Source organism: Pseudomonas sp. D4-21 (assembly GCF_051132125.1).
Taxonomy (GTDB): Bacteria; Pseudomonadota; Gammaproteobacteria; order Pseudomonadales; family Pseudomonadaceae; genus Aquipseudomonas.
The window spans coordinates 1,271,245-1,296,363 of sequence record NZ_CP071664.1; the positions used below are offsets into that span (position 1 = coordinate 1,271,245).

Genomic DNA, 25,119 nt, shown 5'->3' on the forward strand with positions numbered 1-25,119 from the left:
CCTCAGAGCAAAAGCGGCCCGCAGGTGTCGTGCGGGGTCCTTTTCAAGACAACAAAAAGGCAATGGCAATGGCGACGTGCGGCGAAGTATTGGTCAAGTTACTGGAAGGCTATGGCGTGGAGCAGGTGTTCGGCATTCCTGGCGTACACACCGTGGAGTTGTATCGCGGGCTGGCCCGTTCAAGCATCCGCCATGTGACGCCGCGCCATGAACAGGGCGCCGGTTTCATGGCCGACGGCTACGCCCGTGTCAGCGGCAAGCCGGGCGTGTGCTTCATCATCACCGGCCCGGGCATGACCAACATCACCACTGCCATGGGCCAGGCCTATGCCGATTCGATTCCGATGCTGGTGATCTCCAGCGTACAGTCGCGCAGCCAGTTGGGCGGTGGGCGCGGCAAGCTGCATGAGCTGCCGAACCAGAGCGCGCTGGTGGGCGGGGTCGCGGCGTTTTCCCACACGCTGATGTCGGCCGCCGAATTGCCGGGTGTGCTGGCCCGGGCCTTTGCCTTGTTCCAGGCCGGGCGTCCGCGGCCGGTGCACATCGAGATTCCGTTGGATGTGCTCGTTGAACAAGCCGATGACCTGCTCGCCAGCACGCCAGTGAGCATCAATCGCGCCGGGGCCGCGCCCAGTGCCGTGGAGCAAATGGCAGCCTTGCTGGCGGCGGCCCGGCGGCCGTTGGTGCTTGCCGGAGGGGGGGCGCTGGACGCCGGGACTGAATTGACCGAACTGGCCGAACGCCTCGGCGCCCCCGTGGCGCTGACCATCAATGCCAAGGGCCTGCTGCCGTCCCGTCATCCGTTGCTGATCGGTTCCACCCAGAGCCTGGTGGCCACCCGTGCCCTGGTGGCCGAAGCGGATGTAGTACTGGCGATCGGCACCGAGCTGGCCGAGACCGATTACGACGTCACCTTTGCCGGTGGCTTCGAGATTCCCGGTGCGTTGTTGCGCATCGACATCGACCCCGACCAGACCGTGCGCAACTACGCGCCAAGACTGGCGCTGGTGGCCGACGCACAAAGTGCCGCGCGGGCATTGCTCGATGCGTTGAAGCGCGGCGTGCCCGGCGCGAGAGACGACAGTTGGGGAGCGATTCGTGTCGAACGGCTGCGGACCGAACTCGATCAGCAATGGGACGTCCCGACCCGCGCCCAGACGGTGTTCCTCGATACGGTATTGCAGGCCTTGCCCGACGCGGTTTTCGTTGGCGATTCCACCCAGCCGGTCTACACCGGCAACCTCACCTTCAATCCCGAACGCCCGCGCCGCTGGTTCAATTCGTCCACCGGCTACGGCACCCTCGGCTACGCGTTGCCGGCGGCCATTGGTGCCTGGCTGGGTGGTGTCGACAACGGCCATGGCCGCCCGCCCGTGGTGTGCCTGATCGGCGACGGTGGGTTGCAGTTCACCCTGCCGGAACTGGCCAGCGCGGTGGAAGCGCGCACGCCGGTGATCGTGCTGCTGTGGAATAACCAGGGCTACGAAGAGATCAAGAAATACATGGTCAACCGCGCCATCGAACCGGTGGGCGTGGACATCTACACGCCGGATTTCATCGGCGTTGCCAAAGCCCTGGGGTGCGGCGCCGAGACGATCGACGGCGTGCATTCCCTGCGCAGAGCATTGCTGGCCGCCAGTCACCGCCAGGGGCCGACGTTGCTCGAGATTGACCAGGCGCGCTGGATGGCGGAGGTGGCTGAATGAATTTCCCGACGACGCAAGACGGCCTGTACATCAACGGCGAGTGGTTGGCGGGCGATCACCCGCTGCGGGTGATCAACCCGGCGAACGAGGCGCTGCTGACCACTGTTTACGGCGGCGAGAAACCCGCCGTGGATCAAGCCTTGGAGGCCGCTACCCAGGCTTTCGGCCCGTGGTCGAACACCTCGGGTGCCGAGCGCGGCGCGGTGCTTCGGCGTATTGCTGCCAGCGTGCGGGATGCTCGTGAGCGGCTGATGCATTTGCAATCGAGCAACAACGGCAAACCGTTGTTCGAAGCGGCCATCGACGTCGACGACGTGGTCGCGACCTTCGAGTACTACGCCGGGTTGGCCGAAGAACTGGACGTTCGTCAGGACGGTCCGCTGGCGTTACCCAGCGATGATTTCAGCGCACGTCTACGCCGCGAACCTTGTGGGGTGGTCGGCTTGATCGTGCCGTGGAATTTCCCGATGGTCACCACCGCCTGGAAACTTGCCCCGGCCTTGGCCGCCGGCTGCTGCGTGGTGCTCAAGCCTTCGGAAGTCACGCCGCTGCCGGAGCTGGCGCTGGCCTCGATCATCGCCGAATGCGGCTTGCCCGATGGCGTGTTCAACCTGGTCTGCGGCACGGGGTTGGCGGTCGGGGCGCCGCTGGCGTCCGACCCGCGCGTGGCGAAGATTTCCTTCACCGGCAGCAACGCGGTGGGGGTGCAAGTGATGCAACGGGCGGCGGAAACCGTGAAGGGCGTGAGCCTGGAGCTGGGCGGCAAATCGTCCTTGCTGGTGCTGGCCGACGCCGACCTGGACCTGGCGGTGGAGCTGGCCTGTGGCGGCGGTTTCTTCAACGCGGGGCAGATGTGTTCGGCCACCACTCGGGTGTTGATCGCCGATGAGCTGGCCGATGAATTCATGCGACGGCTCAAGGCGCGGGCCGAGGCGATCCGCGTGGCCGATCCATTCGATCCGGACGTGGAGATGGGCTCGCTGGTCAACCAGGCGCAATACCAACGGGTGCTCGGGCACATCGATCGAGGCGTGAGCGACGGCGCAACGTTGGTGTGCGGCGGTCAACGACCTGCGCATCTGCAACGCGGCTTTTTTTTACAGCCAACGATCTTCACCGACGTGCCCCTCGACAGTGCGCTGTGGTGCGAGGAGATCTTCGGGCCGGTGTTGTGCGTGCGTCGTTTCGGCCACCCGGAAGAGGCGATTGCCCTGGCCAATGACAGCCGTTTCGGCCTGGTGGCGAGCGTGGTCAGCCGCGATGCCGAGGCGGCCGGGAAGGTCGCCGACGCCTTGCAGGCGGGGCTGGTGTGGATCAACGCACCGCAAGTGATTTTCCCCCAGGCCGCTTGGGGCGGCTACAAGCAGAGCAGCCTGGGTCGTGAATTGGGACCTTGGGGACTGGCCGCGTTCCAGGAAATCAAACACGTGATCCGGGCGGTCTGAAGGCTGCGAAGCCGAGGCGGCGAATGCCGTGCAAGTCCAGGATCAGACGGTCATCCGCAACCGCGCCAGATCCCGCAACGGCGGCGCGCCAAACAAGCGGCTGTACTCCCGGCTGAACTGCGACGGGCTTTCATACCCCACTCGATACCCCGCCGCCGACGCTTCCAGCCCTTCGGCCAGCATCAACCGTCGAGCCTCCTGCAAGCGCAATTGTTTTTGGTATTGCAATGGGCTCATGGCCGTCATGGCCTTGAAGCGGTGATGCAAGGTCGAAACGCTGAGGTTGACCTCCCGAGCGAGGTCATCGATGCGCAACGGTTGTTCGAAATGGCCGTTGAGCCATTTGATCGCCTGGCTGATGCGATGGCTCTGGCTATTGGCAATGGCGATTTCATACAACCGATAGCCTTGCGGGCTGCGTAGCAGGCGGTAAAGGATTTCCCGGCGCACCAGGGGCGCGAGCATGGCGATGTCTTTTGGCGTATCGAGCAGGCGCGTCAGGCGTAGCACCGCGTCGAGCATCGGCGTGTCCAGGCGTTCCACATACAGGCCACGGCCGGCCGGGCGAGTCGGCACGCCCAGGGGGCCGGCATCGGCGATCAGCGCGGTGATTTCCGCCGGGTCGATGTCCAGGCGCAGCGCCAGGATCGGCTGCTCGGGCGAGACGTCGGCGATGCAACCGCTCAATGGCATCGAGACCGAGACCACCAGGTAATGCAGCGGGTCATAGTTGAAAAATTCGTCCGCCAGGCGCACCTGCTTGCTGCCCTGGGCCATGATGCACAGCGCCGGTTGCGCCAGCACCGGGGCAAACTTGTGTGGCTGGCTGTGGCGCGACAGGTTCAGCGAGCCGATGGCCGTGGCGTAGCTCCCGTCCTCGCTGGTGTTGCGGTCGATGATCGAAGCCAGCTCGGCGCGCTGCTGTTCCAGGTACGTGTCCAGCGGGGCGTGGGCGTGATCGAGTGGCGACATGCCGGGATCCTCATGGCGAAGGGAGCGATAGGACAAAGCATATGTTTGTGCAAGGCATGGCGGTAGTCACATCCTGTTGAAAGCTTGCCTGATCCTGCAAGGCGGGGGGGTGAAGGGCTGTGCAGCCTGGCCGAAACTTGCTTGAAACCTTTTGTTTCAACTCCCGGCAATTCCCACCCATCAGGCACGGATGGGTGAATTCCCAGCCGCAGAATCGTGCAATGAGTCGGCAGGAATCGACTAACGAAGCTGGCGGCAGCCCGCTTAACCTTTGATCCTGTCGCAGCCTGTCCCCGGCTGCCAACGGATGACCTGGGAGGGTTGAACATGACTACACAGATCCCCGTCAGTCACATGGCTTTTGTCCGGGCCCGCGCCGGTTGCTCCAAGCCATTGGGCGCACGCCTCAGCAGCTTGATCGTACCTTCGCGCCAGGCGCCCGGTTGCCTGCACTTTGCCTTGCAACAATCGCAATGCGACGCCGATTTGTGGCTGGTGTCCGGGCTGTGGGTCAACCAACAGGCGATGGACGCTTATTTCAACTCACCGGCCATGGCGATCTTCGCCCAATTGGTGCAAGACCTGGTGGTCAGCAGCCTGGACTTCCACACCTTTCGGGAAGTGTCCGCCGCCCAGGCGACCGAAGGGTGCATGGCGAAGGTACACAAACTGGCCGGTTGAAGGTTTAATGACAGGCATTTCCCACCGCCAGGATGCGAAGTATGGCACGCAAAGCCTTTGAAACTTTTGAAGCTGTTTCCGCTGTTGTTCCCAAGGAAGGTGGCGGCTACTACGCAGCCATCGCCACCAAGGCCATCGGCAGTGCCGAGAAGCCGCGTTTCAATAAAGTGCTCGAAGAGCAGACCTTCGAGACCGCTTTCAAAGCCGATGAAGCGGCTGCCCAGCAGTTGACTCACCTCAAGGGTGTCGACGACGAAGGCGGATTGGTCTGGTAAGCAGCATTTCAAGGATTGCCACAAGTGATCTCATCGCCCATCCTTATCGCGGGCGATGCATCTTGAACAACGCCTCCGGCCCCAGCTGGAAATAATCCGCCGGCCCGCCGCCGCGCAAGATCGGCTCGGCGGCGGCGGTGTCGTAGACCCCGTCCTTCAACAGCCACTTGGCGATGTGAACGGCGACCACTTCGCCCAGAATCAACCAGCTCGGCACAGGCGCCTTGTCCGCTCGCTGCAACTGGATGATCTGCGTGACCTTGCATTCGAAGGACACTGGACTCTCGGCGACGCGCGGCACCTGGATGATCCGCGATGCCGCCGGCGTCAGGCCCGCCAGCTCGAATTCGTTGACCTGCGGCGCGACCATCGCGCAGCTCTGGTTCATCTGCTCGGCCAGTGGGCGCGTGGCCAGGTTCCAGGCAAATTCCCCGGTCTGTTCGATGTTGTTGAGGCTGTCTTTGCGACCGACGCTGGAGAACCCAATGATCGGCGGAACGTAGTTGAAGGCGTTGAAAAAACTGTAGGGCGCCAGGTTCAGGCGGCCTTCTGCATCTTGTGAAGAAATCCAGCCAATGGGCCGTGGGCCGACAATGGCATTGAACGGGTCGTGGGGCAGGCCATGGCCTTGGGCGGGTTCGTAGTAGTGAATGTCGTCGGGCATGAAGGATGTAGGTCCGGTGCGTGTCAGAAGGATCCGACGATAGTGCAGCGCCCTGACCCTTTTGTCAGCACCACAAAAAACCGGTGGGAGGTTGCTCGCTCCCACAGGTCTTGGTGTTGCCGGTTGGGATCAGTTGGTCGACGCCGCATCGCTAGGGTCGGAGCCGTCGGCAGCCACGGTGGGCTCGATGGCGTGGTTCTCGTCCTTCTTGGCAACGACGGCGGAACCGGCGCGCTCATGGCTGCTGGCGATGAAAACGGCCGTGCCGGTACGCTCGAAGCCGTCGTCGGCGAACGCGCTACTGGCCAGTGCGGTGAGGGTCAGGGCGAAGATCAGTTTGGTTTTCATGGTCATACTCCAGGCATCGATAGTTGATGAGCGCAAGGGTGGAGTGCAGCCATTAAGTGGAAATTAATGTAGGAAATGACGCCGGCCCGGAACGACGAAAGGGGCGAACCCGTGCAGGTTCGCCCCTTTTTTTGTACGACTGGCCTGTCAGTCAGTCACGATCCGCGAGTGTTTACGGGTGTCCTTCATGGTGATGTACACCAGCAGCGACACGGCGATGCACGCCGTCACGTACCAGTAGTAGCCGGTCTCCATGCCGATGCTCTTGAACCACAGCGCGATGTATTCAGCGGTGCCGCCGAAGATCGATACGGTCAGTGCGTAGGGCAGGCCGACGCCCAGGGCGCGGATTTCGGTAGGGAACAGCTCGGCTTTCACCACCGCGTTGATCGAGGTGTAGCCGCTGACGATGATCAGCGCGGCCATGATCAGGAAGAACGCGCCCCACCAGGTCTCGATGGTGTGCAGGGTGGTGAGGATCGGCACGGTGAACAGCGTGCCGAGGATGCCGAAGGCAATCAGGATCGGCCGACGACCGATCTTGTCCGAGAGCCCGCCGATGACGGGTTGCAGGCACATGAACAGGAACAGCGTGGCGGCGGAAATGGTGGTGGAGTCGGAGATGCTCATGCCCACCGTGTTCACCAGGTATTTCTGCATGTAAGTGGTGTAGGTGTAGAAGGCCAGGGTGCCGCCCATGGTCAGGCCGACCACGGTCAACAGCTCCTTGGGGTGGCGCATCAGGGTGCGCATGGCGCTTTCCTTGGCCTTTTCCTTTTTGGTGAACGACTCGGTTTCTTCCATGCCGCGACGCAGGTACAGCGCAACGATTGCACACAGCGCGCCGATGGCGAACGGGATGCGCCAGCCCCAGGCGTACAGCTGCTCGGTAGTCAGCAATTGTTGCAGCACGATCAGCACGCCGAGGGCGATGAGCTGGCCGGAAATCAGCGTCACGTATTGGAAGCTGGAGAAGAAACCGCGACGTTCCTTGGTCGCCATCTCGCTCAGGTACGTTGCCGAGGTGCCGTACTCGCCACCCACCGACAGGCCCTGGAGCAAGCGGGCGAACACCAGCAGGATCGGCGCGCCGACGCCGATGGTTTCGTAACCGGGGCTCAGGGCGATGATCAGCGAGCCAAAGCACATCAAGTACACCGAGGCCATCAACGCGCGTTTGCGACCGGCGCGGTCAGCGTACAGGCCCATCAGCCAGCCACCGATCGGGCGCATCAGGAAGCCGACGGCGAAGATCGCGGCGGTGTTGAGCAACTGGGCGGTGGTGTCGCCCTTGGGGAAGAAGGCTTTGGCGAAGTACAGCGAGAACGCGGCGTAGACGTACCAGTCGTACCACTCGACCATGTTGCCGACCGAGCCACTGAAGATCGACTTGATCCGGCTGGCGGTGGTTCTTTCACGGGCGGGCGCGGCAGCCGACCCAATGGGAAGGGCGTTTGAGTTATCCATTGAAGGATCCTTCGTTTAATTGTTTTTGTGGAGCGCGTAGGAACGCAGCCTGCCAGGGCTATAGCAGGAGCTGTGCCAGGTGGAAGAAGGCCGGTCTAGAGGGGATGTGGCTGTTTAGTGAGCGGAAATCCGCTTATTGCAGCTAGGGGTGTGGGCGGGGATCCGCTTATCAACAAGAAATGGTTTGGCCTCATCGCGAGCAGGCTCGCTCCCACCTTTTCCTGTATTCACAGGTCCATTGTGGGAGCGAGCCTGATCGCGATGGGGCCAGTCCTGGCACCAAAAAATCAGGGCGACGAAGTCGAAGGCGTAAACTCCAGCTTCAGCTCCCCCCGGTACTGCCCGGAGTTCTTGTCGATCTGATTGAACGGTGGCGTGTCCAAGGTGATGGGCCACGGCGTACACACCACCGGGAAAGGCACGTTGGGCAGGCGCACGGCGCGAATATCGGCATTGTTGATGCCGTTGAAACTCACCGGTTGTCCGGACACATGCTGCGTCTCGCCCAGGTTGGCGGTACGGGTGCGCACCGTGTATTCGATGCGGTTGCGCTCGCCGCTGCCACCGGACGCGTGGCGGACGAAGAAGCGACCCTCCATGCCGGGCACGGGGTTGGTGCCGGTGACACGGATCTCATAACTTTGGCTGTTGGCGTTGTAGCCGTCGTAGAGGCAGGCGTCGACCACGGACCGGCCGGAGACGATACCGCCCGGGGCGGTGCTCAACGGGCGGGTGCGCAGGTTGAGGTCGACCTGAGGGGTGGTCATGCCGTAGGCGGGGAGGTAGATCTGCATGTTGTCGCGGTCCGTGACGTCCAGCTTGAAGTCGACGGTGAAGGTTCTGGCGGCGCCAATCGGCTCCGAGTAATAGCGCTTGAGCTTGATGATCAACTTCGCCGACCAAATACCACCTGAAGGTAGCTTGGCGAGTTCCGATTGCGGAATCCAGACAGTCGACGCGGTGCCCGTGGTTCTGACCTCGTCGCACCAGCCTGACCCGGTTGCGTTCAGTACGTAGTCCTTCTCCCAGATCCCGCAACTGCTGTTCAGCGCATGCATGCGGGTGACGTAACCCTTGACCGACAAGACAGTCGACAGGCCGCTACGTCTCTCGGTAAACCGCAGCGGAATGTCTGTGATGCCATACCTCCCTGTATCGCCTCTGGTCTGACACTGGCCGTTGGCTGGGTTCGTATCGGACAAACAAACGAAGTGCATGGTCGTATAGCCTGCGCCAGGCAAATCTTGCTCTTTCCAGCCATGGACCATTCGGGTCCAAAGGTAGTGATCGGCCGGTGGCGCCGAACGGTCAAAGTTGAGTATCACGGACTGATGATGGTCGCTGGGGATGCTGTCCCCAAGCGTCGGCAATGCGGTGGCTGCAACGATGAGCGCGCTCAGCCGGTGGGCCCAACGGATAAAGAATGTGTTCATTGCGGGTTCTTATGACTGCATTTTTTGAATGGGAAAAAAATCGGCGGCTCCACCGGCCCCATCGCGAGCAGGCTCGCTCCCACATTCGCCCGGTATCCACAAATTCAGTGTGGGAGCGAGCCTGCTCGCGATGAGGCCAGTCCAGACACCACCGATGCCTCAGGGCGAAGAGGTTGAGGGCGTAAACTCCAACTTCAGCTCCCCCCGGTACTGCCCGGTGTTCTTGTCGATCTGATTGAACGGCGGCGTGTCCAAGGTGATGGGCCAGGGCGTACACACCACTGGATACGGCACATTGGGCAGCTTCACGGCGCGGATTTCCGCATTGTTGATGCCGTTGAAACTCACTGGTTGCCCGGACACATGCTGCGTCTCGCCGAGGTTGGCGGTGCGGGTGCGCACCTTGTATTCGATGCGGTCACGCTCGCCGCTGCCGCCGGACGTATGGCGGACGAAGAAGCGACCCTCCATGCCGGGCACGGGGTTGGTGCCGGTGACACGGATTTCATAACTCTGGCTGTTGGCGTTGTAGCCGTCGTAGAGGCATGCATCGACCGCGGACCGCCCGGAGACGATACCGCCCGGGGCGGTACTCAACGGGCGGGTGCGCAGGTTGAGGTCCACCTGCGGCGTGCTGACGCCGTAGGCGGGCAGGTAGATCTGCATGTTGTTCTGGTCGGTGACGTCCAGCTTGAAGTCGACGGTGAAGGTCTTGGCGGCACTGATTGGCTGTGAATGAGTCCGCTTGAGTTTCATGATCAACTGCGCGGTCCAGATGCCACCTGAGGGTAACTTGGCGAGCTCTGATTGAGGGATCCATAGGGTGGAGGCCGTGCCGGTCGCATCCACGCCATTACAGGACGCCGCCGCTGTGGAAGAAAGCAGGTATTCATAAGGTGCCCAGGTTCCGCAACTGCTGCCATCTGAGCGCTTGCGCGAGAGATAACCCCTGACCTGCAACACGGTAGAGAGACGGCTGCGTCTCTCGGTGAAGCGCAGTGGCACGCTGGACGTGCCGGTTATTCCTCCGCTGGTCGTACGGCACTGACCCGTCGCGGGATCGGAGTTGGACAGACAGACAAAGTGCATGGTCGTGTAACCCGCTCCCGACACCGGCTGTTCATGCCAGCCATGCAGCATCCGATCCCAGAGCTGATGATCCCCAGGTGGCGCCGCCCGGTCGTAATTGAGCGCCACCATCTGGTAATGATCGCTGGGATGAACATCGGCAAGCACCGGTAGCGTTGCAACCGAGCAAACCAGCGCTAACAGGCGACGGCTCCAACGGATGAAGGTTTCGCTCATGGCTGGTTCCTCTTGTCTGGCGAGAGTGCGGCGCTGCGGCGCGCGGTCCAGCGCCCCAGGCGGTCGGGATCGTTCAGGTCCTTGGGCAAGGCGTCCAGGGTGGTGCTTTCACAGGTGAGAGTGCCGACCCGGCGCAGGCTGCTGTGGGCGGTGCGGTTTTGTACCGTGCAGGCGTGTACGCCGTTGAGGTCCAGGGCGAACAAGGGGTCGGGGTGATGGTTGAGGTCGACGACGAAGCTGCCGTCCTCGCCGGTTTCCATCATCGATGCATTGAGAATGGCGGCCTGCACCAGTGGCTCTCCCTGTGCATCCACCAGGCGGCCGACGTAGGTGTAGCTGACAGTGGACTCGATCCGTTGCACCGCCAGCTTGCCCGGTTGCAGGAACCACTCGCGGTTGCCGTTGCCGACGTTCACCGAACTGAGGTTCTGGCGCGAGGCGTCGGCGTCGCTGATCCGGGTGTGCGTGGCCTCGAAACCGTTGACCGGGATCAGCCGCTTCTCACCGAAGCCGATGCTGGTCTGGGCACCGTAGCCGCCGCTGACCTTGGCCGCCGCGCCCGTGGCGTTTTCCACCGGCGCCGCGATGATCCCTACCGCCGCGCCCGGGCCTGTGCCGCCCTGGCCCTGGCCCCAGAAGAAGCCGTCCCGGCCCAGCGCCAAGGACGAGGAATGATTGCCGCTAAAACCCGGTCGAGAGTCTTGCTGGTCACCGCCACGCTGGGCCACCGCCAGGCTGCTCTCGCCCCAGCTGCGCTCGATCCGTCCGGCCAGTTCAGCGTCCCAGCGGCCCAGGTCGTCGTAGCCGACCCCGGTGTTCACTTCGTTCCTGCCCTGGTCGCCGTCCCAGGCACGGGTATGGCCCATGCTGGTGCGCAGGCTGTCGGGCGCATTCTGCTCGCGGCGCGCATCCAGGCCGATGTTGCTCTGGCGGTAGCCGCCGGTGGGCGAGCGTTCGTTGTGGGACAGGCTCAGGCTCAGGTACAGGCCATGATCGGTCTCGCGGTTGCCGCTTGCATTGCGGAACGCGCCGACGCGATGGATGAGCTGGAACGGTCCCAGGGCATGGCCTCGGGAAAAACCGACCTGGAAGGTCCGGGCCCATGTCGAGGTGGTCAGGTCGCGGGTCGGGTCGTCTTCTTCGGGAAAGTCGTTCCAGTAGGAAAACGGATTCACCTGGGCGTAGCGGTTGTAGTTGTAGCCGGCACTGAGGGTGCCACCGGCCAGCGGCAACGAGGCGCTGGCGGTCAATGATTCGTTGCAGCCGCTCTGCTGGTAGGCGCGGGTGGTGCGCTCGCAGGATGGGCTCTTCAGCGAGTAGCGGTACACACTCCAGGAGATCCCGTGGGTAAAGGTCATTTGTTGGCTGTTGCCGCTCGCGCCGTCGTTGCCGCGCAACAGGGCGCCGGACAACGACCAACTGCTGGCGCCCAGCGTGCCGGCCCAGTCCAGGCGGCTTTCGTTGTAGAACGCCGAGTCCAGCCAGGTGATCGCGCTGGTGAGCGCCAGGTCATCGCGCAACGGAATGCGCAGGCCGGTCTGGGCCACGCCGGAAGGGTCTTGTTCGTACAGTGAATGCTCCGCCGTGCGTCCGCCTTGCAGGAACCATTGCACGGTGTCGTCACCCAGGCCATTGCCGTCGGTACGGCTGAAAGGCACGGTTTCGGTACGGGTCACCTGACCGTTTTCGATCACCCGCAAGGTCACCGGATAGCTGCCGTTGGGGAAGGTCCGGGTGTCGACATTCTGCACGCCGGCATCCAGGTAGGACGTCGACAACAGCTCCTCGCCACGGAACGCATCGACGCGCGAGCGTTGGGTCAGGATCAGCGAGATGGGCGTGCCTTGGCCGACGACCTCGCGGTTGAGGTAGGCCAGGGTAGTGCCGACTCGGGCACCGTCGATTCGCCCCAGGGGCAACAGGCTGAAGCTGAAGTTGCCGCCCTCGGCGCTGGACAGGTTGCTCATGTCCATGCGCCCGGCCTGGGCGTAGTGTTCGCGCTCGAAATCCTGGCGGTAGTAGGCGTTGTTGAATTCCAGGCTGCTGTCGCTGCCGCGCTTGTTCTGGTAGGCCTGGTAGTTCCAGGTAAAGCCAAAATGGCTGCTTTCACCCAGGCCTACCGCGCCCAGGCCGCTGGCGCCCAGAGCGCGGTAACTGTCGGCCTGGGCGATATTGATGTTCTGTCGATGGACCAAGGCGTTCGCGGCCTCGGTCGGAGTGTGCAGGCGCAGCGCCGCCGTATCGCTGGCCGGCAGCCAATCCTTGCGCATGAGTATTTGCAGGCGCGCGCCGGCCTCGTCGAGAATCACTGCCACCGCGTCGGTGTCCAGGTAACCGCAGCTCGCTTCGCTGGCCAGGCCGTAGGAGCACGCCAACTGGCTGTTGCTGGGCAACGGTTCGGACAGCAGCGGCAGCAACTCTTCGGATGACGCCGATGCCCCTGCCTCGATCAGCAGGGCTGCGATTCGCTCGGGTTGTTGGAATTCGATACGGCCGGGGCGCACCACGACAGGGTGCAGGCCGAGGTTGCGGTTGAGCAGTTGAAGTTCGAGTTGTTCCACCTGACCCTCGACCAGGGCCTCGAAACCGGCCGGCACCTGGGGCAGATCGGTGGACGCGACCGATACGGCATCGGCCAGCGCCCAGGTCAGGGAGATGGAGAGTGCGGTGAAGTGGCGTTTCATACAGGGCCTTGACGAAGGAAAAGGGAAGCACGACGGCGCCGTACTTCCCTCTTGAGGAAAAACCGGCGGTGCTTACGGCTGCTGGGTCAGTACCAGGCTCACGATGCCTTCGTAGCGACCGGCATTGGTGATTGCGCCAGCTGTTGTCTGACGGATGTCCAGAAGTTGCTCGACCGAGCCGCCGGTGGCGTCACCGCCAGGGAACAGGTCGGCGGCGGGCAGCGTGACGCCAGTGGTGTTCAGCGCTCGTCCGCCATAGCTGACGCTCAGCGGGATGCCGGTAGCGGCGGGGTTGGTCATGTTGGCCAGGACCGGATTGGTGATCAGGCGCAAGGTCATGTCGTTGTCGGTGTCATTGCTGTAGATGCGCGTACCCAGCCGAGTCGGTTGCAGACCGGCACCTGGCAGATAAGCCATCTCCATGGACGCCGGCAGCGGGCTGCCGTCCGACTGGAGGATCTCCAGGGTCGGGTCGACATCGGCGTAGACCAGCAGGCTCTTTTCCACCGCCATGGCGGGCAGCGAGGTCAGGGCGGCCAGTGCCAATGGGGCGAATTTCATCAATTTCATGGGTGTTCCTCTTTTGCTGTGGGTGAGCGGGGGCCCAACCACGTGCGCTGCACGTAGCTCGGGTCAATAACGTTGGGGTTACGGCTGAATGGCGAGGGTGCGCGGACGCCTGTCGTCGCTGGTCACGAAACGTACGATGACATTGCCGTTCGAACCGGGGGCGGAGACAGGCAGGGTGTTGCCGGGATACAGGCTGCGGTTGATATCATTCCAGATACAATCCTTCTCACCCGCCATGTCGGTGCAGCGACCGACCTGCAACACTCCGACGCGAAGAGTGCCGTCGTTGCGCAGCTCATTGCCCTTGGGTTGCAGCTTGATGCTGGTGCGGCGCTCGTCGGGTAGTAGCCGTACCAGGGCGCCCCAAACCAGGTTGACGCCGACTTTCGGCTGCACGCCTGACTGTTCCAGGACGTCTTCGTCGATCAGGTCGGGCGCTCCCACCGGCTCGAAATAGACTCGGTAGACAGTTTCCTCGGTGGGCATCGATTGGGCGATGATCCGGACCGTGCGACTGGCGCCGGGAGCCAGTACCGTGCGTTGCGGCGAAACCACGATGCCCAGCGCATCCGCCGGCGACAGCGGGCTTTCATGTTCGTCCGGCGTGCCGGGGCGCTGGATCTGGGTGACGCTGACCTTGATGTACTGCACCTTGTCGGACTTGGAATGGAGTTGGATCTGGCCAATGCCGTCCTGCTCGGTCCCGATGGTACTGTTCATCGGGTAGACCACCATATTCGCGACTGCCGGAAACGACAGGGTGACAGCGAGTGTCATGAGCGCCAACTTGCCCAGCACAGTCCAGCGACGGGTAAACGTTTGATTCGAATGCATTTCAGACCTCAAACAGCGAAGATGTACGGTCAACGTTTCACTGCACTGAGTGCAGCGCGCCTGTTTCAACCAGACCTGTAGAAAAACCGGCGCCTCGACAACGACGCACAGGAACACGCGTCTTGTTTCTTTTCATTTTCAGGCTCCTGCTATTTCCTGTAGGAAATTTCCGGAGTAGATTCATGCTCAATGCACCCAGCGTGCGTGCTACTGCGAAATGGATAGGATTCCGAGTGCGCGCAGTCTCAGCACGGCCAAGGTGCCGATTCCTGTGAGGCGATGATGGTCGTGGTTTATGTCGGCGATTTTGGTGGGATATATCCACCATGTCAATAGTTTTGGTGGAATATATCCACATTCGCCTGCGCGAAGAGATTGACCGTTGTGGTGTTTCGTTGGCTGCCGCCTCCCGGGCGGCGGGCGAAGCGAGCCCGCAGCGCTTGAAGGAAGTGGTTTGCGGGCGGCAGAAATGCCCGGCCGATCTGGTGGCGAAACTGGCGGCTATCGGAGTGGACGTCCGATACGTCCTGACGGGCGAACGCGTCCAGGCCGCGCCGGCACTGGCGCCTGATGAAGAGCTGTTGTTGGAAAGCTATCGCGCGCTGGATGTGGCGGGGCGCAAGCGCATGATCGCCCGTCTGATCTCGGGTTAGCCGACGGCGCTGGAGGTTCGTGCAAGGCTTGGCGATGGCTTCGCGGCCAGCCGCCACGCCTCCTTAGATGTCCCGCACAAACATTTCCCGACTCAAACCATGCCGCTGCATCTTTTCATTAAAGGTGCGGCGCGGCAGTTGCAGTTCCTCGAGCACGGCTTTTACGTCGCCTTTATGCCGCGTCAGCGCGGCGCGCAGGCATTGGGCTTCGAACGCTTCCTGCTGGGCCGCGAGGGACTGGCCCGGTTCGGTGTCCAGGGCAGGCGGCCGGTCGAGTCCCAGCACTTGGCGTTCGGCGACGTTGGCCAGTTCGCGCACGTTGCCCGGCCAATCGTGGCTGAGCAGATGGCTCAGTTGCGGGCCGTTCAAGGGCACGGCGGGGCGGCCGAGGCGTTCGGCGGCGCCGTGGGTGAAATGCTCGAACAGCAATGGAATGTCTTCGCGCCGTTCACGCAAGGGCGGCAGGCGCAGCTCGGCGATGTTCAAGCGGTAGGCCAGATCCTCGCGAAATCGCCCGGCCCGGGCTTCGTCCAGCAAGTCTGGCTTGGTCGCGGCGATGATGCGCAGGTCCACGTGGATGCTCTGGTTGGAACCCAGGCGTTCGAGCTTCTTCTCCTGCAGGACTCTCAGCAACTTGGCCTGCTGGGCCAGCGGCATGCTTTCGATTTCATCGAGAAACAGCGTGCCGCCGTCGGCGTATTCGAGCTTGCCGATGCGTTTGCCTTGGGCGCCGGTAAAGGCGCCGCTTTCATGACCGAACAGTTCAGCCTCGAACAGCGGTTCGGGGATGGCCGCGCAGTTCAGCGCAACGAAGGGTTTGCTCGCTCTCGGGCCGAAGTCGTGCAGGCAGCGGGCGACCAATTCCTTGCCACTGCCGGTTTCGCCGCGGATCAACACGTTGACCGGCAATGTCGCCAGGTCCAGCACGTGGCGCCGCAGGTTCTGCAAGGCGCGGGAGACGCCCAGCAGCGTGGTGTCGAGCCTGGCCCGAGCGTCGGCCTGCTCGTGCAGGCGGCGGTTTTCCAACACCAGGAAGCGCTTGTCCAAGGCCCGACGCAGGCTGCTTAGCAGCGCTTCGGGGCTGAACGGTTTTTCGAGAAAGTCATAGGCGCCGTCGCGCATGGCTTCCACGGCCATCGGCACGTCGCCGTGGCCGGTCAACAGGATCACCGGCAGGTCCGCGTCGCGCTTGCGCACTTGCGCAAGCAATTGGAGACCACTGAGACCGGGCATGCGTACGTCGCTGAGGATCACGCCAGCGAAGTTGTCCGGTAACCGCGCCAGGCAGTCTTCGGCGCGGCTGAACAACTGCACCTGGAACCCCGACAGGCTCAGCCATTGCTCCACGGCCGTGCGGATGCTGTTTTCGTCATCGACGACTATGACCGAATCAAGCATGCAGCTGCGCCTCCTGATCGATGGGCAAGGTCACGCAGAATACCGCGCCGTTGTCATGATTGTCCGCTGTCAGCCGCCCGCCGGATTCGTGGATGATCGCAAATGAAACCGCGAGCCCCAGGCCGAGGCCATCGCCCACCGCCTTGGTGGTGAAGAACGGGTCGAACACCTGGGCCAGATGTTCTACGGCGATCCCGGTGCCGCTGTCGCTGACGGTCAGGCGCCACAGTTGTTCATCGGCTTGCAGGCGCACTTCAAGGCGCTTGAGGGGCTGTTCGACCATGGCGTCGAGGGCGTTGCGCAGCAGGTTGATCAACACCTGTTCGAGACGGATGGCATCGCCGCGCACCCACGCCGGACGCGTCAGGTGCAAGACGGTACTGACGTTTTCGTCCCGCAGGCGTGTGTCGAGCAATTGCAGGGCCTGGTCGACTACCGCCGCCAGGTCAAGGCGTTCGCGAAGGCCGCTGGGGCTCTTGCGGGCGAAGGTCTTCAGGTGGCCGGTCAGGGCCGCCATGCGGGTCAGCATGTCGTCCACCGGCTTGAGGGCTTTATAGGCATCGTCGACGCGGCCGTGCTCCAGCAGCAGGCGCAGGGTCGCCAGTTGCATGCGCTGGGCGGTCAACGGCTGGTTGATCTCGTGGGCCAGCGCCGCCGACATCTGCCCCAGCGCCGCCAGCTTGGCCGATTGCACCAGGCCGTCCTGGGCGGTGCGCAATTCTCGGGTGCGTTCGTCCACCAGTCGTTCGAGTTCCTGGCGGCTGCGCTGGCGCAGTTTCGCCAGGCGCCAACGCTGGTTCAGAAACAGCAACAGAAACACCAGCGCCAGCCACAACCCGGCGGCGGCGAGCCCGGCGTTGCGCAGGTCTTCGAAGGCGATCTGTGGTCGACGCAGCAAATGCAGGGTCCAGCCTTCGCCGGCCAACGGCAGGGATTCCCAGAGGTACTGCGCCGTACCCTCGGGCGCCTCGACCCGGGTCAGGTGGCTGTTGTCGTCAAAGCGTCGCAGCGGATCGAAGGCCAGGGGTTGCAACGGTTGCTTGTCGTACTGGCGCGTGGCCTTGAGCTCGGCGCGGTCGCTGTCGGTCAAGGGATGCAGATGGCGATAGCGCCAACCGGGGCGATTGGCGATGAAAATGACCCCGCGCGCATCACTGACCAACAGGGTGTCGCTGCCCTGGCGCCATTCGCGCTCAAGCTCGGGAAACTCGAGCTTCACCACCATCGCGCCGAGGAACTCGCCGCTATCGCCAGTGACCGCGCTGGACAGAAAATAGCCCGGGATGCCGCTGGTCACACCCACCGCATAGAAGCGCCCGGTGCCTTGGGTGCGGGTCTGGAGGAAATAGGGACGAAAGCCATAGTTGTGGCCGACGTAGCTGCTGGGCAACTGCCAGTTGCTGGCGGCGATCGCCAGGCCGGTGTGGTCCAGCAGCTCCAGGGTCGAGGACTGCGCGGCGCCGTTGATTTTTTCCAGCTTGCGGTTCAAGGCATCCTGTTGCGCCGCGCTGACCGGCCCCTTGAGGGCGTCACGCAACTGCGGGTCCAGCGCCAGCACGGCGGGCAGGGCGCGGTAGCGTTCGATCAAGGTGTGCAATGAGTTGGCGTACAGCGCCAATTGCTGGCTCGCGCGGCTGGCGTCTTCTTCCAGGGCCACGCGCTCGGCGTGGCGCACGGCCAGGGTGGCGGCCAGGGCGGCGCCGATGAGGATCAGGGCGATGGCAAGTAACAGGCGCAAGGTACGGGGAGTCGGCAGCATGCAGGCGCGAACCGGTAGAAGTCGGGGCCGAACCATACCATGTTGCTTGCGTGCGCCAAACAGGCTTGGCGTGCTGGCTCCCGATGGTTTTTGTAGCCCGATTGTCCGCGCCGCCGTGTTGTGTCCAGACACAAGTTTCGGCTGGTTCCGACGGGCCGCATCGTTTAGCTTCCCGGGCTCACTTGTCACGGACGACGGCAATACATGACTACCCTGCAAACATTGGTCACGAAGACCTCCCTACTGACCAACCCCCAGCAATGGCTCGTCCATTCGATGCCCGATTGGCTGTCCGGGCTTTCATCACAACAACGCACGGCACTGGCAAAAGCCGTAGGCCCGATACCACCGGGGCTCGCCCAGGCCAGCGCCGCGGATCGGGATCACCTTAAAAGCGCGTTGCAAGCCAGTTGGACATCCCACGGCAAACTGACGCAAATGCTCGGCCGGCTCCGGTCGATCGAGGCATTCGCCGAGCCGCTGTTGGTCGCCGCGTTGAAAAAGCGTTGCAACCTGACGCTGGACGTCAGGCAAACCTATGTGCGGCTCTACATTCCCGAGGGGGTGGCCGTCGCCTACAGGATCCGCACGATTTCCCTGCTGGATGCTGCCCTGCAAAATTTCGAGGCAAAAGAGGCGCGCCCGGGCTACTTCGACGAAGCGTCCTGCTTCATTAGCCAACCCACCGCGAGTGGACAGTTCGATATCTTGTCTGTTGGCTCCACCTTGACCTTGCCGGTGTTCGTCGCGCTTTGCCGGGACTTGGACATTGGCGGGCGCTATCAGGCGTACCTGAAGAGCCTTCTGATTGACGAGCCTGTCGGCAGTGCCGTGGCGCAGGAGTGTTTCCAGAACGATGACAGGGATGCCTTCCGGACGGCCGCGACGTTGGCGCGAATCAAAGGCGATATAAGCCCGCAGGTTTACCAAGCTTTGCAAGGCTTGATGACTGGCCAGCGAAGTGTCAGCCATGGCGGCAAGACGCAGTATTGCCACGACCTTTACCTACTCGACACTCGCCTGACCGGCATCGTGATGATCGCCCCGGATCTTGAGCAGAGCCGGCAAGTCGAACCGGTCGTGGTCTATATCCCTCACGATCCCGAGCATCCGCTAAAACAGTACAGCTCCACGGCGGCGTTCCTGGCAGCGCTGGCCGTTCGATTGCGCGCGCAACGTTACCAGCAGTTTTTCAGCCGCTTCATTTCCCTGGCCCACCGCGAACGTTTTTTCGCCGCGCTGGATGCCCGGTTGTTCAAGGCCCGGCGTGAGCCGGTGGAAAATCCCACGCTGCGGATGACTTGCCGGCGGGTAAAGGACGATCTTTGGGACCATGGGTTCGAACAACGACTCAACCAGATCTTCCAGGACGCTCGCCTGATAGCCGTGCCGACGGGGGACGAAGATCTCAAGTCCCGGTGGGCTCGCTGGGACAGTTTCATGCAGGTGGCCGAGACGGTGCTGGAAATGGCCGCTTTTACGGCAGCGTCGTTTGTGCCGGTACTGGGCGAAGCATTGATGGCCTATACCGCCTATCAACTCCTCGATGACACGTTTGAAGGCATCGTCGATTGGTCCCAAGGCCGACGTGCCGAAGCGGCCGCGCATTTGCTCGGGGTGGCCGAAAACATGGCGCTCATGGGGCTTTTCGTGGCGGGGGGGAAAGTGGTGGGGGCTGTGCGTTCCACGCGGCCTTCATCGTTTGTCGAGCAGATGAAAGTGGTCCAGAGCCACGATGGGCAGTCGCGTCTATGGCACCCCGATCTCGCGCCCTACGAGCAGTCGTTGGACCTCAAGACGAACGCTCGGCCACAAGCCAATGGCCTTTATCTTCATCAGGGACAAGAGGTGCTGTTGCTCGGCGACCGGCCGTTCGTGGTCGAGCAGGCCGCGGACACTGGGCAGTATCGGATTCAACATCCCGTGCGCGTCGATGCGTATGCGCCAAAGCTCGCCCATAACGAGGCGGGTGCCTGGGTTCATGAGGGCGAACGCCCGCTGAGCTGGCAAGGGCCAACACTGATGCGGCGCCTGGGGCACAGCGTCGAGTCTTTTTCGGATGAAACCCTGGAGCAGATCCGTATCGTCAGCGGCGTCGAAGAGGCAAGCCTGCGTCAACTCCACGTCGAACATGCCCGACCTCCGGTGTTGCTGGCCGAAACCGTCAAGCGCTTCCGGGCCGCGCAGGGCAGTCCAACCGGTATCGAGCCGGTCGACGAGGCGGGCAGTGCTGGCGCCCAGGTCTTGCGCAGCGAGTTTCCCCAGTTGCCCCGCGCGGTGGCGGACGAGCTGCTGGTTGACGTCACCGAGGTGGAGCGCCGGCAGATGAGTGAGCGAGGGTACTTGCCTCTGCGCCTGCGCCAGGCGGCCCGTACGGCCATGGGCGAATGGCGAATTGTCCAGGCCTACGAAGGCTTGTATTTGCCCACGAAGGGCAACCCCGACACCTGGCGGTTGGCGTTGCACAGCCTGGAGCATCTGCCGGGTTGGCCGGCGCAGGTGCGTATCGAGATTCGCGACGGGGCGCTGGAGGGGCCGCTGCTCGACAGCGTCGGACCGTCGTCATCGGTGGTGCGCAAGGTGCTCGTGCCGGTGGAAGAAGCGACGCCTGGGTTGTTTGGCGAGCAAGGTAACTCGGTGGACAGTGCCGACGATTTCTATACCGAAATCCTGAGCGCCTTGACCGAGGCCGAGCGTCGGGCGTTGGGTTACAAGCTCGGCGATGGGTCCTTGCTGGGGAAGGCTGTTCAACAAGCGCCGCTAGACCGGACGACGTTTCGCAAAGTCCTTCTGAACGCTGCCGGGACGGCGGAGGATCCACCGATAGTCGCACGTTTGCTCGGGGAGCAACCGGGCTATGGGCGGCTCGATGAGCAATTGCTTGGAACCGGTGATGCGTTGAGTCTGGAGGCGCGGTTCAAGGTGCTGTATCCGGAAGCGTCGACTCAGAGTTTTGCCCGGTTTGTTGAGTCATTCCACTCTGAACAGTTGGCAATACAAAACCTCGTGGGTCGCGAATTGGAGCTTGAGGGGCTGAGCAACTCGCTGGAAAACTGGGTGGCGATCAAGAGGGGCGATGTGGTTGCCATTGATCAGCTCTACCACAAGGGAAAACTCGCTTCGGCGCTCAAGCAGTGTTGGCGGGCTGGAGTGGATACGCCGCCTCAGGGGTATATTCTGAATCTGGATTACTTCTGGTCAAGTAACACTTTCGATTGCTTTCCAACCCTGGAAACGGCGTTCCCCCATGTGAGCGAACTGAAGTGGCGCCATGGCGCGCTGGATACTGATCTGACAGCGTTTCTCGGTTATTTCCCCAATCTCAAGACGCTGGACCTGAGTCATAACGATCTGACGGTGTTACCACGGCTAGAGCCCCATCTTGCAGATTTGCGGGTGTTGGACCTCGCACATAATCAATTGAGTCTCACCGCTCAAAACGTCGCTGACCTGGGAGGCTTGAGTCGCCTTGAGGTGTTGAAGTTGGGCAACAACCCCGCCTTGAACCTGCTGCCCGACATCACTCGCATGTCGGAGCTCGCCATGCTTGACTTGCAACAGACTGGTGTTACTGAGTGGCCGCCAGGTTTACTGACTGTCACACGACCCCGCTCCTTCGAGCTGAATCTGGAGGGTAATTCCATAGACCGTATTCCAGAGGTCACGCCCGGCTCCGAACAGGCCCGGTTGATCGCCCGGACTCGCTTGAGTCGCGACCAGCTTCCAGAAGACAGTTTGCGCCAATTCCAAGGCTATATGCGTTCGGTGGGTTATGACCCGGCGCGCAGCTATCCACCCAAGGGCGAGGAAACCAGCCAATACTGGCTTGAGAGCCTTGCCGATGACGCGCGAGTTTCCCGTCAGCGTACCTGGGACGAGCTTGAGCGCGAACCTGGCGCCCAGGGTTTTTTTGAGATGTTGGAGCAACTGACAGAGGCCGCCGATTACGTCGAAGAGGACTATCGTCCTCAATTGATAGGGCGAGTCTGGAGAATGCTCGACGCCGTGTCCGAAGACGCGACATTGCGCGAGGAGCTGTTCCGCATGGCGATCAACCCGGATTCCTGTGCCGACGCCGGGGCGCAGTTGTTCAACGAAATGGGCATCAAGGTTTTGGTCCATGAAGCGTATCGGGCGAGCGATGCTACTCAGGTCGAGGCCAAGCTGCTGGCGCTGGCCAAGGGCAAGTCGCGGTTGGATCAGGTCAATGAAATTGCCCGCGCGACGATTCAGAATCGATTGCAGGCGGGTGAGACGTTTATCACCCTGGACGAGGACGGGGAGTTCTCGGGAAGCATCGATGAGGTGGAGGTCTACCTGGCGTTCCAGACCGGATTAGCGGAGCGTCTGGGTTTGCCATGGCAATCGCAAGGGATGTTGTTCAGAGGTGTTTCCGGCGTGGATGACGCTGCCATGGACCTGGCTTATCAATCGGTCCTGGAACTGGAAACCGGCGACGGATTGGTGGACCAAATCATTGGGCAGCGGTTTTGGCGGACCTATCTTAAAGGTCGGCACCCACACGCCTTTGAGCGCAATGCCTCGGTGTATCAGCAGAAAGCCGAGGCCCTGTTGGATCAGCAAGTCGCGGGCTCGCTTTCGCAAGCCGACTACGAACGAGGCATGAGTGAACTGGCCCATGAACGGAAGGCCTTGTTACGGCAACTGACATTAGATGCGATGGCAGGGCCTAGTTGATGTACGGCCTGGCCAGGTCATTCCACTGTGAATGAGTTGTCTGCACCCATTCGGTCACGATGTCAAATTTCAGCAGATCGTCTGCGGCGTCCGAGGGGCCTCTAAGGATATTGGTGCAGTTGAAGCAGGCGGGAAAGCCTCGACCCAGTTCTCGCTTGCTGCCGGCAATCTTTTGGGTGACGACAATTATCTGCGATGGATCCGTCGCCCCGGTGATGTTCTGCTGGATATTCAGCGCGACGTTCGCGCCGATGCTTTCAGCATGCAGGCCGGGAAGTCCTGCGACCTTAGGAAGGTAGTTGTTGCCCGCACTGATGTGATTTTCGAGCCGCTGTTTGACCAAGGGATGCAACACCGGGGCTTCGTGTTCAATCCCCGTCAAGTTCGTCGGCGTTGGGTTTGATCCCGTGTAGAGTTTCATGGGGCGTTTGGCGTCCCTGAACGTTTCAATGAGCTTGTTTTCCAGGAAAGCTTCGTAACGGGTGATATCTCCAAACTGGAATATGCCCCCCGAGGTCAGGAAATCTTCCTCGGTGTTCTGAACGGGATCACGGGACACCCGAACCCCCTCGGACATAAGTTCCAATGAGTCGGGTAGTGGAATGTTGTAGAGGTCAGTCAAGTAACGGGTTTCGTCAGGGTTATTGCCAGGAATTTCAAAGCCAGCATGGGCACTCAGTATGTCTCTACTGGTTTTAGCGAATAACTCTGCCTCTGGATGTTTTTGGTAATGCTGTTCCCGCGCCTTGAGTTTTTTGGCATTTGAACCCTTGATCTGGTTCTCATCAAACGGGGCATCTCCGCCTTTCAAGATGTGCTGAGTGCGCCGGGTCATCTTGTCCATGAGCTGCTCTCCTTTTATCAGCCCCAGGTTGTCGCTATAGCGAACAGGGTTATTCCCCACCATCGCATACAAATTCAACCCATCCACCGGCCCCGCCGGGTCCGGGTTGATCCAACGCATCATCCATGCTGCGTAATAACGAAACCCGTAGTAATAGAGCCCACTGGCATCGCGCTCCTTGCCGGAATAACGAACGGTCTTGTAACTGGCCTGCACTTGGGAATCCGCCGCCCACCACGCCGTGCCGCCGAAGGGGTAGTAACCTTCATGGCTGATGAGTTGCGCATCCTGGTCCAGTTCCATGACCAACGAGCCCAGATGATCTTCAAGGCAATAGCGCAGTTGGCCTTGTTCGATTTCAGCCGGCCGGCCTTTGACCCAATACAATCCGCGCACGTTGGAGGCAGGGCCTTGGAATGTGCAGACGTGCAGTTCTTCGCTGTCATCCAGGATGCGGATTTCCAGGCCAGGCAAATAACGCACGTCCCGCACATGGACGACGGATGCGGCCTGGGTGGTCTGCCGCTTGTGCATGCGAATGCCCTGAGCGTCGTAGCTGTAGTATTCGGCGTCGTCCTCGGCGTTGTGACGGTGGACCTGGGTCACCTTCTGCAATTGATTGCGCCAGTTCCAGGTCAAGCGTGGTCTGGAGGAGGGCAGGCTCAGTTGATTGCCACCGGCATCGAAGTCCAGATTGTCGCCGGGAGCTGCGTCGCCCTTTTGCCATTGCCGGCAGCGGTTGCTTGACGGGTCCATGGTCAGGCGCAATGTGTGCGCCTGCCCCGGCGTGGCGCTGCTGTGGATCAGTTTCTCCAGATTGCCGCCGTGGTCATACTCGTAGTGTTGGGTGTACGGAGTTCGCAGGGTCAGGTCTGAGGGCGGGACGAGCCCCGGCAATTGCGGTTGCGTACCTGCCCCGGACATTTCCAGTCCCGTGGCGCTTTCCAGGCGATAGAGGCTGTCATACACAAAGGTCCGAACGCCTTCGCTGCGCTGGTTGGCGTGGTAACGCACGACATGGGTGTGATCGGTAATGGAGGTGACATTGCCGACGAGGTCGTAGAGGTAACTCAAGTGTTGGTGGATATCGCTGCCTTTCGTGGCCTTGAGCTCAATCAGATGTCCGCCGGCCGGGTCGTAGGCAAAGGTTGTCTTGCTGCCGTTACCGGCTGTATATGCTTGACGCTGGCCCTCGGCACTGTGTTGGAATTCATGAGCAATCAGCTCTTCAGTCGGGCTGCCGGCCCATTGCAAATGCACGCGCTTGGGTTGGCCGGCCACATCGAACTCGATGCTTTGCTTATGCCCCTTGGCATCCGTCTGGTTCAGGGCTCCCCCCACGGCGTCGTAGCGCCAGCGTGTGTCGTAGCGGGCAGGCTCCAG

18 protein-coding genes are annotated in these 25,119 nt (G+C 62.0%); 6 read left to right on the forward strand and 12 right to left on the reverse strand.

Annotated elements, in window-relative coordinates; genetic code table 11:
- Window positions 1–68: 68 nt before the first annotated feature.
- On the forward strand, window positions 69–1,706 hold the full coding sequence (locus J3Q04_RS05585; RefSeq protein WP_434607519.1) for a 5-guanidino-2-oxopentanoate decarboxylase: 1,638 nt from the start codon (window positions 69–71) through the stop codon (window positions 1,704–1,706).
- Window positions 1,703–3,151: an aldehyde dehydrogenase family protein gene (locus J3Q04_RS05590; RefSeq protein WP_434607517.1), complete on the forward strand. Its 1,449-nt coding sequence runs from the start codon at window positions 1,703–1,705 to the stop codon at window positions 3,149–3,151. Before J3Q04_RS05585 ends, J3Q04_RS05590 begins: the two co-directional genes overlap by 4 nt.
- Before the next feature lie 42 nt (window positions 3,152–3,193).
- On the opposite strand, the gene J3Q04_RS05595 is transcribed toward J3Q04_RS05590, so the two are convergent.
- Window positions 3,194–4,123 (reverse strand): AraC family transcriptional regulator, encoded by a 930-nt coding sequence (locus J3Q04_RS05595; RefSeq protein WP_420765315.1) that lies wholly within the window; start codon window positions 4,121–4,123, stop codon window positions 3,194–3,196.
- Between the two features lie 327 nt (window positions 4,124–4,450).
- Here J3Q04_RS05595 and J3Q04_RS05600 point away from each other — a divergent pair, with 327 nt between their 5' ends.
- Window positions 4,451–4,804, forward strand: a complete 354-nt coding sequence (locus J3Q04_RS05600; RefSeq protein WP_420765314.1) for a putative quinol monooxygenase — start codon at window positions 4,451–4,453, stop codon at window positions 4,802–4,804.
- 41 nt (window positions 4,805–4,845) lie between these two features.
- A complete protein-coding gene (locus tag J3Q04_RS05605) occupies window positions 4,846–5,079 on the forward strand; it encodes a hypothetical protein (RefSeq protein ID WP_434560385.1) in 234 nt (77 codons plus the stop codon).
- Between the two features lie 43 nt (window positions 5,080–5,122).
- Here J3Q04_RS05605 and J3Q04_RS05610 read toward each other — a convergent pair whose 3' ends face one another.
- The 8 genes from J3Q04_RS05610 to J3Q04_RS05645 form a co-directional block, all read right to left on the reverse strand.
- Window positions 5,123–5,743: a flavin reductase family protein gene (locus J3Q04_RS05610; RefSeq protein WP_434607514.1), complete on the reverse strand. Its 621-nt coding sequence runs from the start codon at window positions 5,741–5,743 to the stop codon at window positions 5,123–5,125.
- A 129-nt stretch (window positions 5,744–5,872) separates the two neighbouring features.
- Window positions 5,873–6,091 carry a hypothetical protein gene (locus J3Q04_RS05615; RefSeq protein WP_434607512.1) on the reverse strand — a complete coding sequence of 73 codons (219 nt, stop codon included), beginning with the start codon at window positions 6,089–6,091 and terminating at the stop codon, window positions 5,873–5,875.
- A gap of 147 nt (window positions 6,092–6,238) precedes the next feature.
- Window positions 6,239–7,558, reverse strand: coding sequence for an MFS transporter (locus J3Q04_RS05620; RefSeq protein ID WP_420765310.1), 1,320 nt, complete (start codon window positions 7,556–7,558; stop codon window positions 6,239–6,241).
- Between the two features lie 287 nt (window positions 7,559–7,845).
- Window positions 7,846–8,991, reverse strand: coding sequence for a CfaE/CblD family pilus tip adhesin (locus J3Q04_RS05625; RefSeq protein ID WP_434607510.1), 1,146 nt, complete (start codon window positions 8,989–8,991; stop codon window positions 7,846–7,848).
- A gap of 159 nt (window positions 8,992–9,150) precedes the next feature.
- On the reverse strand, window positions 9,151–10,296 hold the full coding sequence (locus tag J3Q04_RS05630; protein ID WP_434607508.1) for a CfaE/CblD family pilus tip adhesin: 1,146 nt from the start codon (window positions 10,294–10,296) through the stop codon (window positions 9,151–9,153).
- Entirely contained in the window at window positions 10,293–12,980 is a 2,688-nt protein-coding gene (locus J3Q04_RS05635; RefSeq protein ID WP_434607506.1) for a TcfC E-set like domain-containing protein, read from the reverse strand. Before J3Q04_RS05635 ends, J3Q04_RS05630 begins: the two co-directional genes overlap by 4 nt.
- 72 nt (window positions 12,981–13,052) lie before the next feature.
- Window positions 13,053–13,550 (reverse strand): CS1 type fimbrial major subunit, encoded by a 498-nt coding sequence (locus J3Q04_RS05640; protein ID WP_434607504.1) that lies wholly within the window; start codon window positions 13,548–13,550, stop codon window positions 13,053–13,055.
- Between the two features lie 78 nt (window positions 13,551–13,628).
- On the reverse strand, window positions 13,629–14,384 hold the full coding sequence (locus J3Q04_RS05645; protein WP_434607502.1) for a hypothetical protein: 756 nt from the start codon (window positions 14,382–14,384) through the stop codon (window positions 13,629–13,631).
- 326 nt (window positions 14,385–14,710) lie between these two features.
- On the opposite strand from J3Q04_RS05645, the gene J3Q04_RS05650 reads away from it, so the two are divergent.
- Entirely contained in the window at window positions 14,711–15,037 is a 327-nt protein-coding gene (locus J3Q04_RS05650) for a hypothetical protein (protein ID WP_434607500.1), read from the forward strand.
- A 63-nt stretch (window positions 15,038–15,100) separates the two neighbouring features.
- Here J3Q04_RS05650 and J3Q04_RS05655 read toward each other — a convergent pair whose 3' ends face one another.
- Entirely contained in the window at window positions 15,101–16,435 is a 1,335-nt protein-coding gene (locus J3Q04_RS05655) for a sigma-54-dependent transcriptional regulator (RefSeq protein ID WP_434607498.1), read from the reverse strand.
- Entirely contained in the window at window positions 16,428–18,194 is a 1,767-nt protein-coding gene (locus J3Q04_RS05660) for a sensor histidine kinase (protein WP_434607495.1), read from the reverse strand. The genes J3Q04_RS05655 and J3Q04_RS05660 overlap by 8 nt, the downstream gene beginning before the upstream one ends.
- A 204-nt stretch (window positions 18,195–18,398) precedes the next feature.
- Between J3Q04_RS05660 and J3Q04_RS05665 the strand changes: the two genes are divergently transcribed.
- Window positions 18,399–22,892, forward strand: a complete 4,494-nt coding sequence (locus J3Q04_RS05665) for an NEL-type E3 ubiquitin ligase domain-containing protein (protein WP_434607493.1) — start codon at window positions 18,399–18,401, stop codon at window positions 22,890–22,892.
- Here the strand turns inward: J3Q04_RS05665 and J3Q04_RS05670 are convergent.
- Window positions 22,885–24,660, reverse strand: a complete 1,776-nt coding sequence (locus J3Q04_RS05670) for an RHS repeat-associated core domain-containing protein (RefSeq protein WP_434635631.1) — start codon at window positions 24,658–24,660, stop codon at window positions 22,885–22,887. The two genes, J3Q04_RS05665 and J3Q04_RS05670, sit on opposite strands and share 8 nt — an antisense overlap.
- Between the last annotated feature and the right edge of the window lie 459 nt (window positions 24,661–25,119).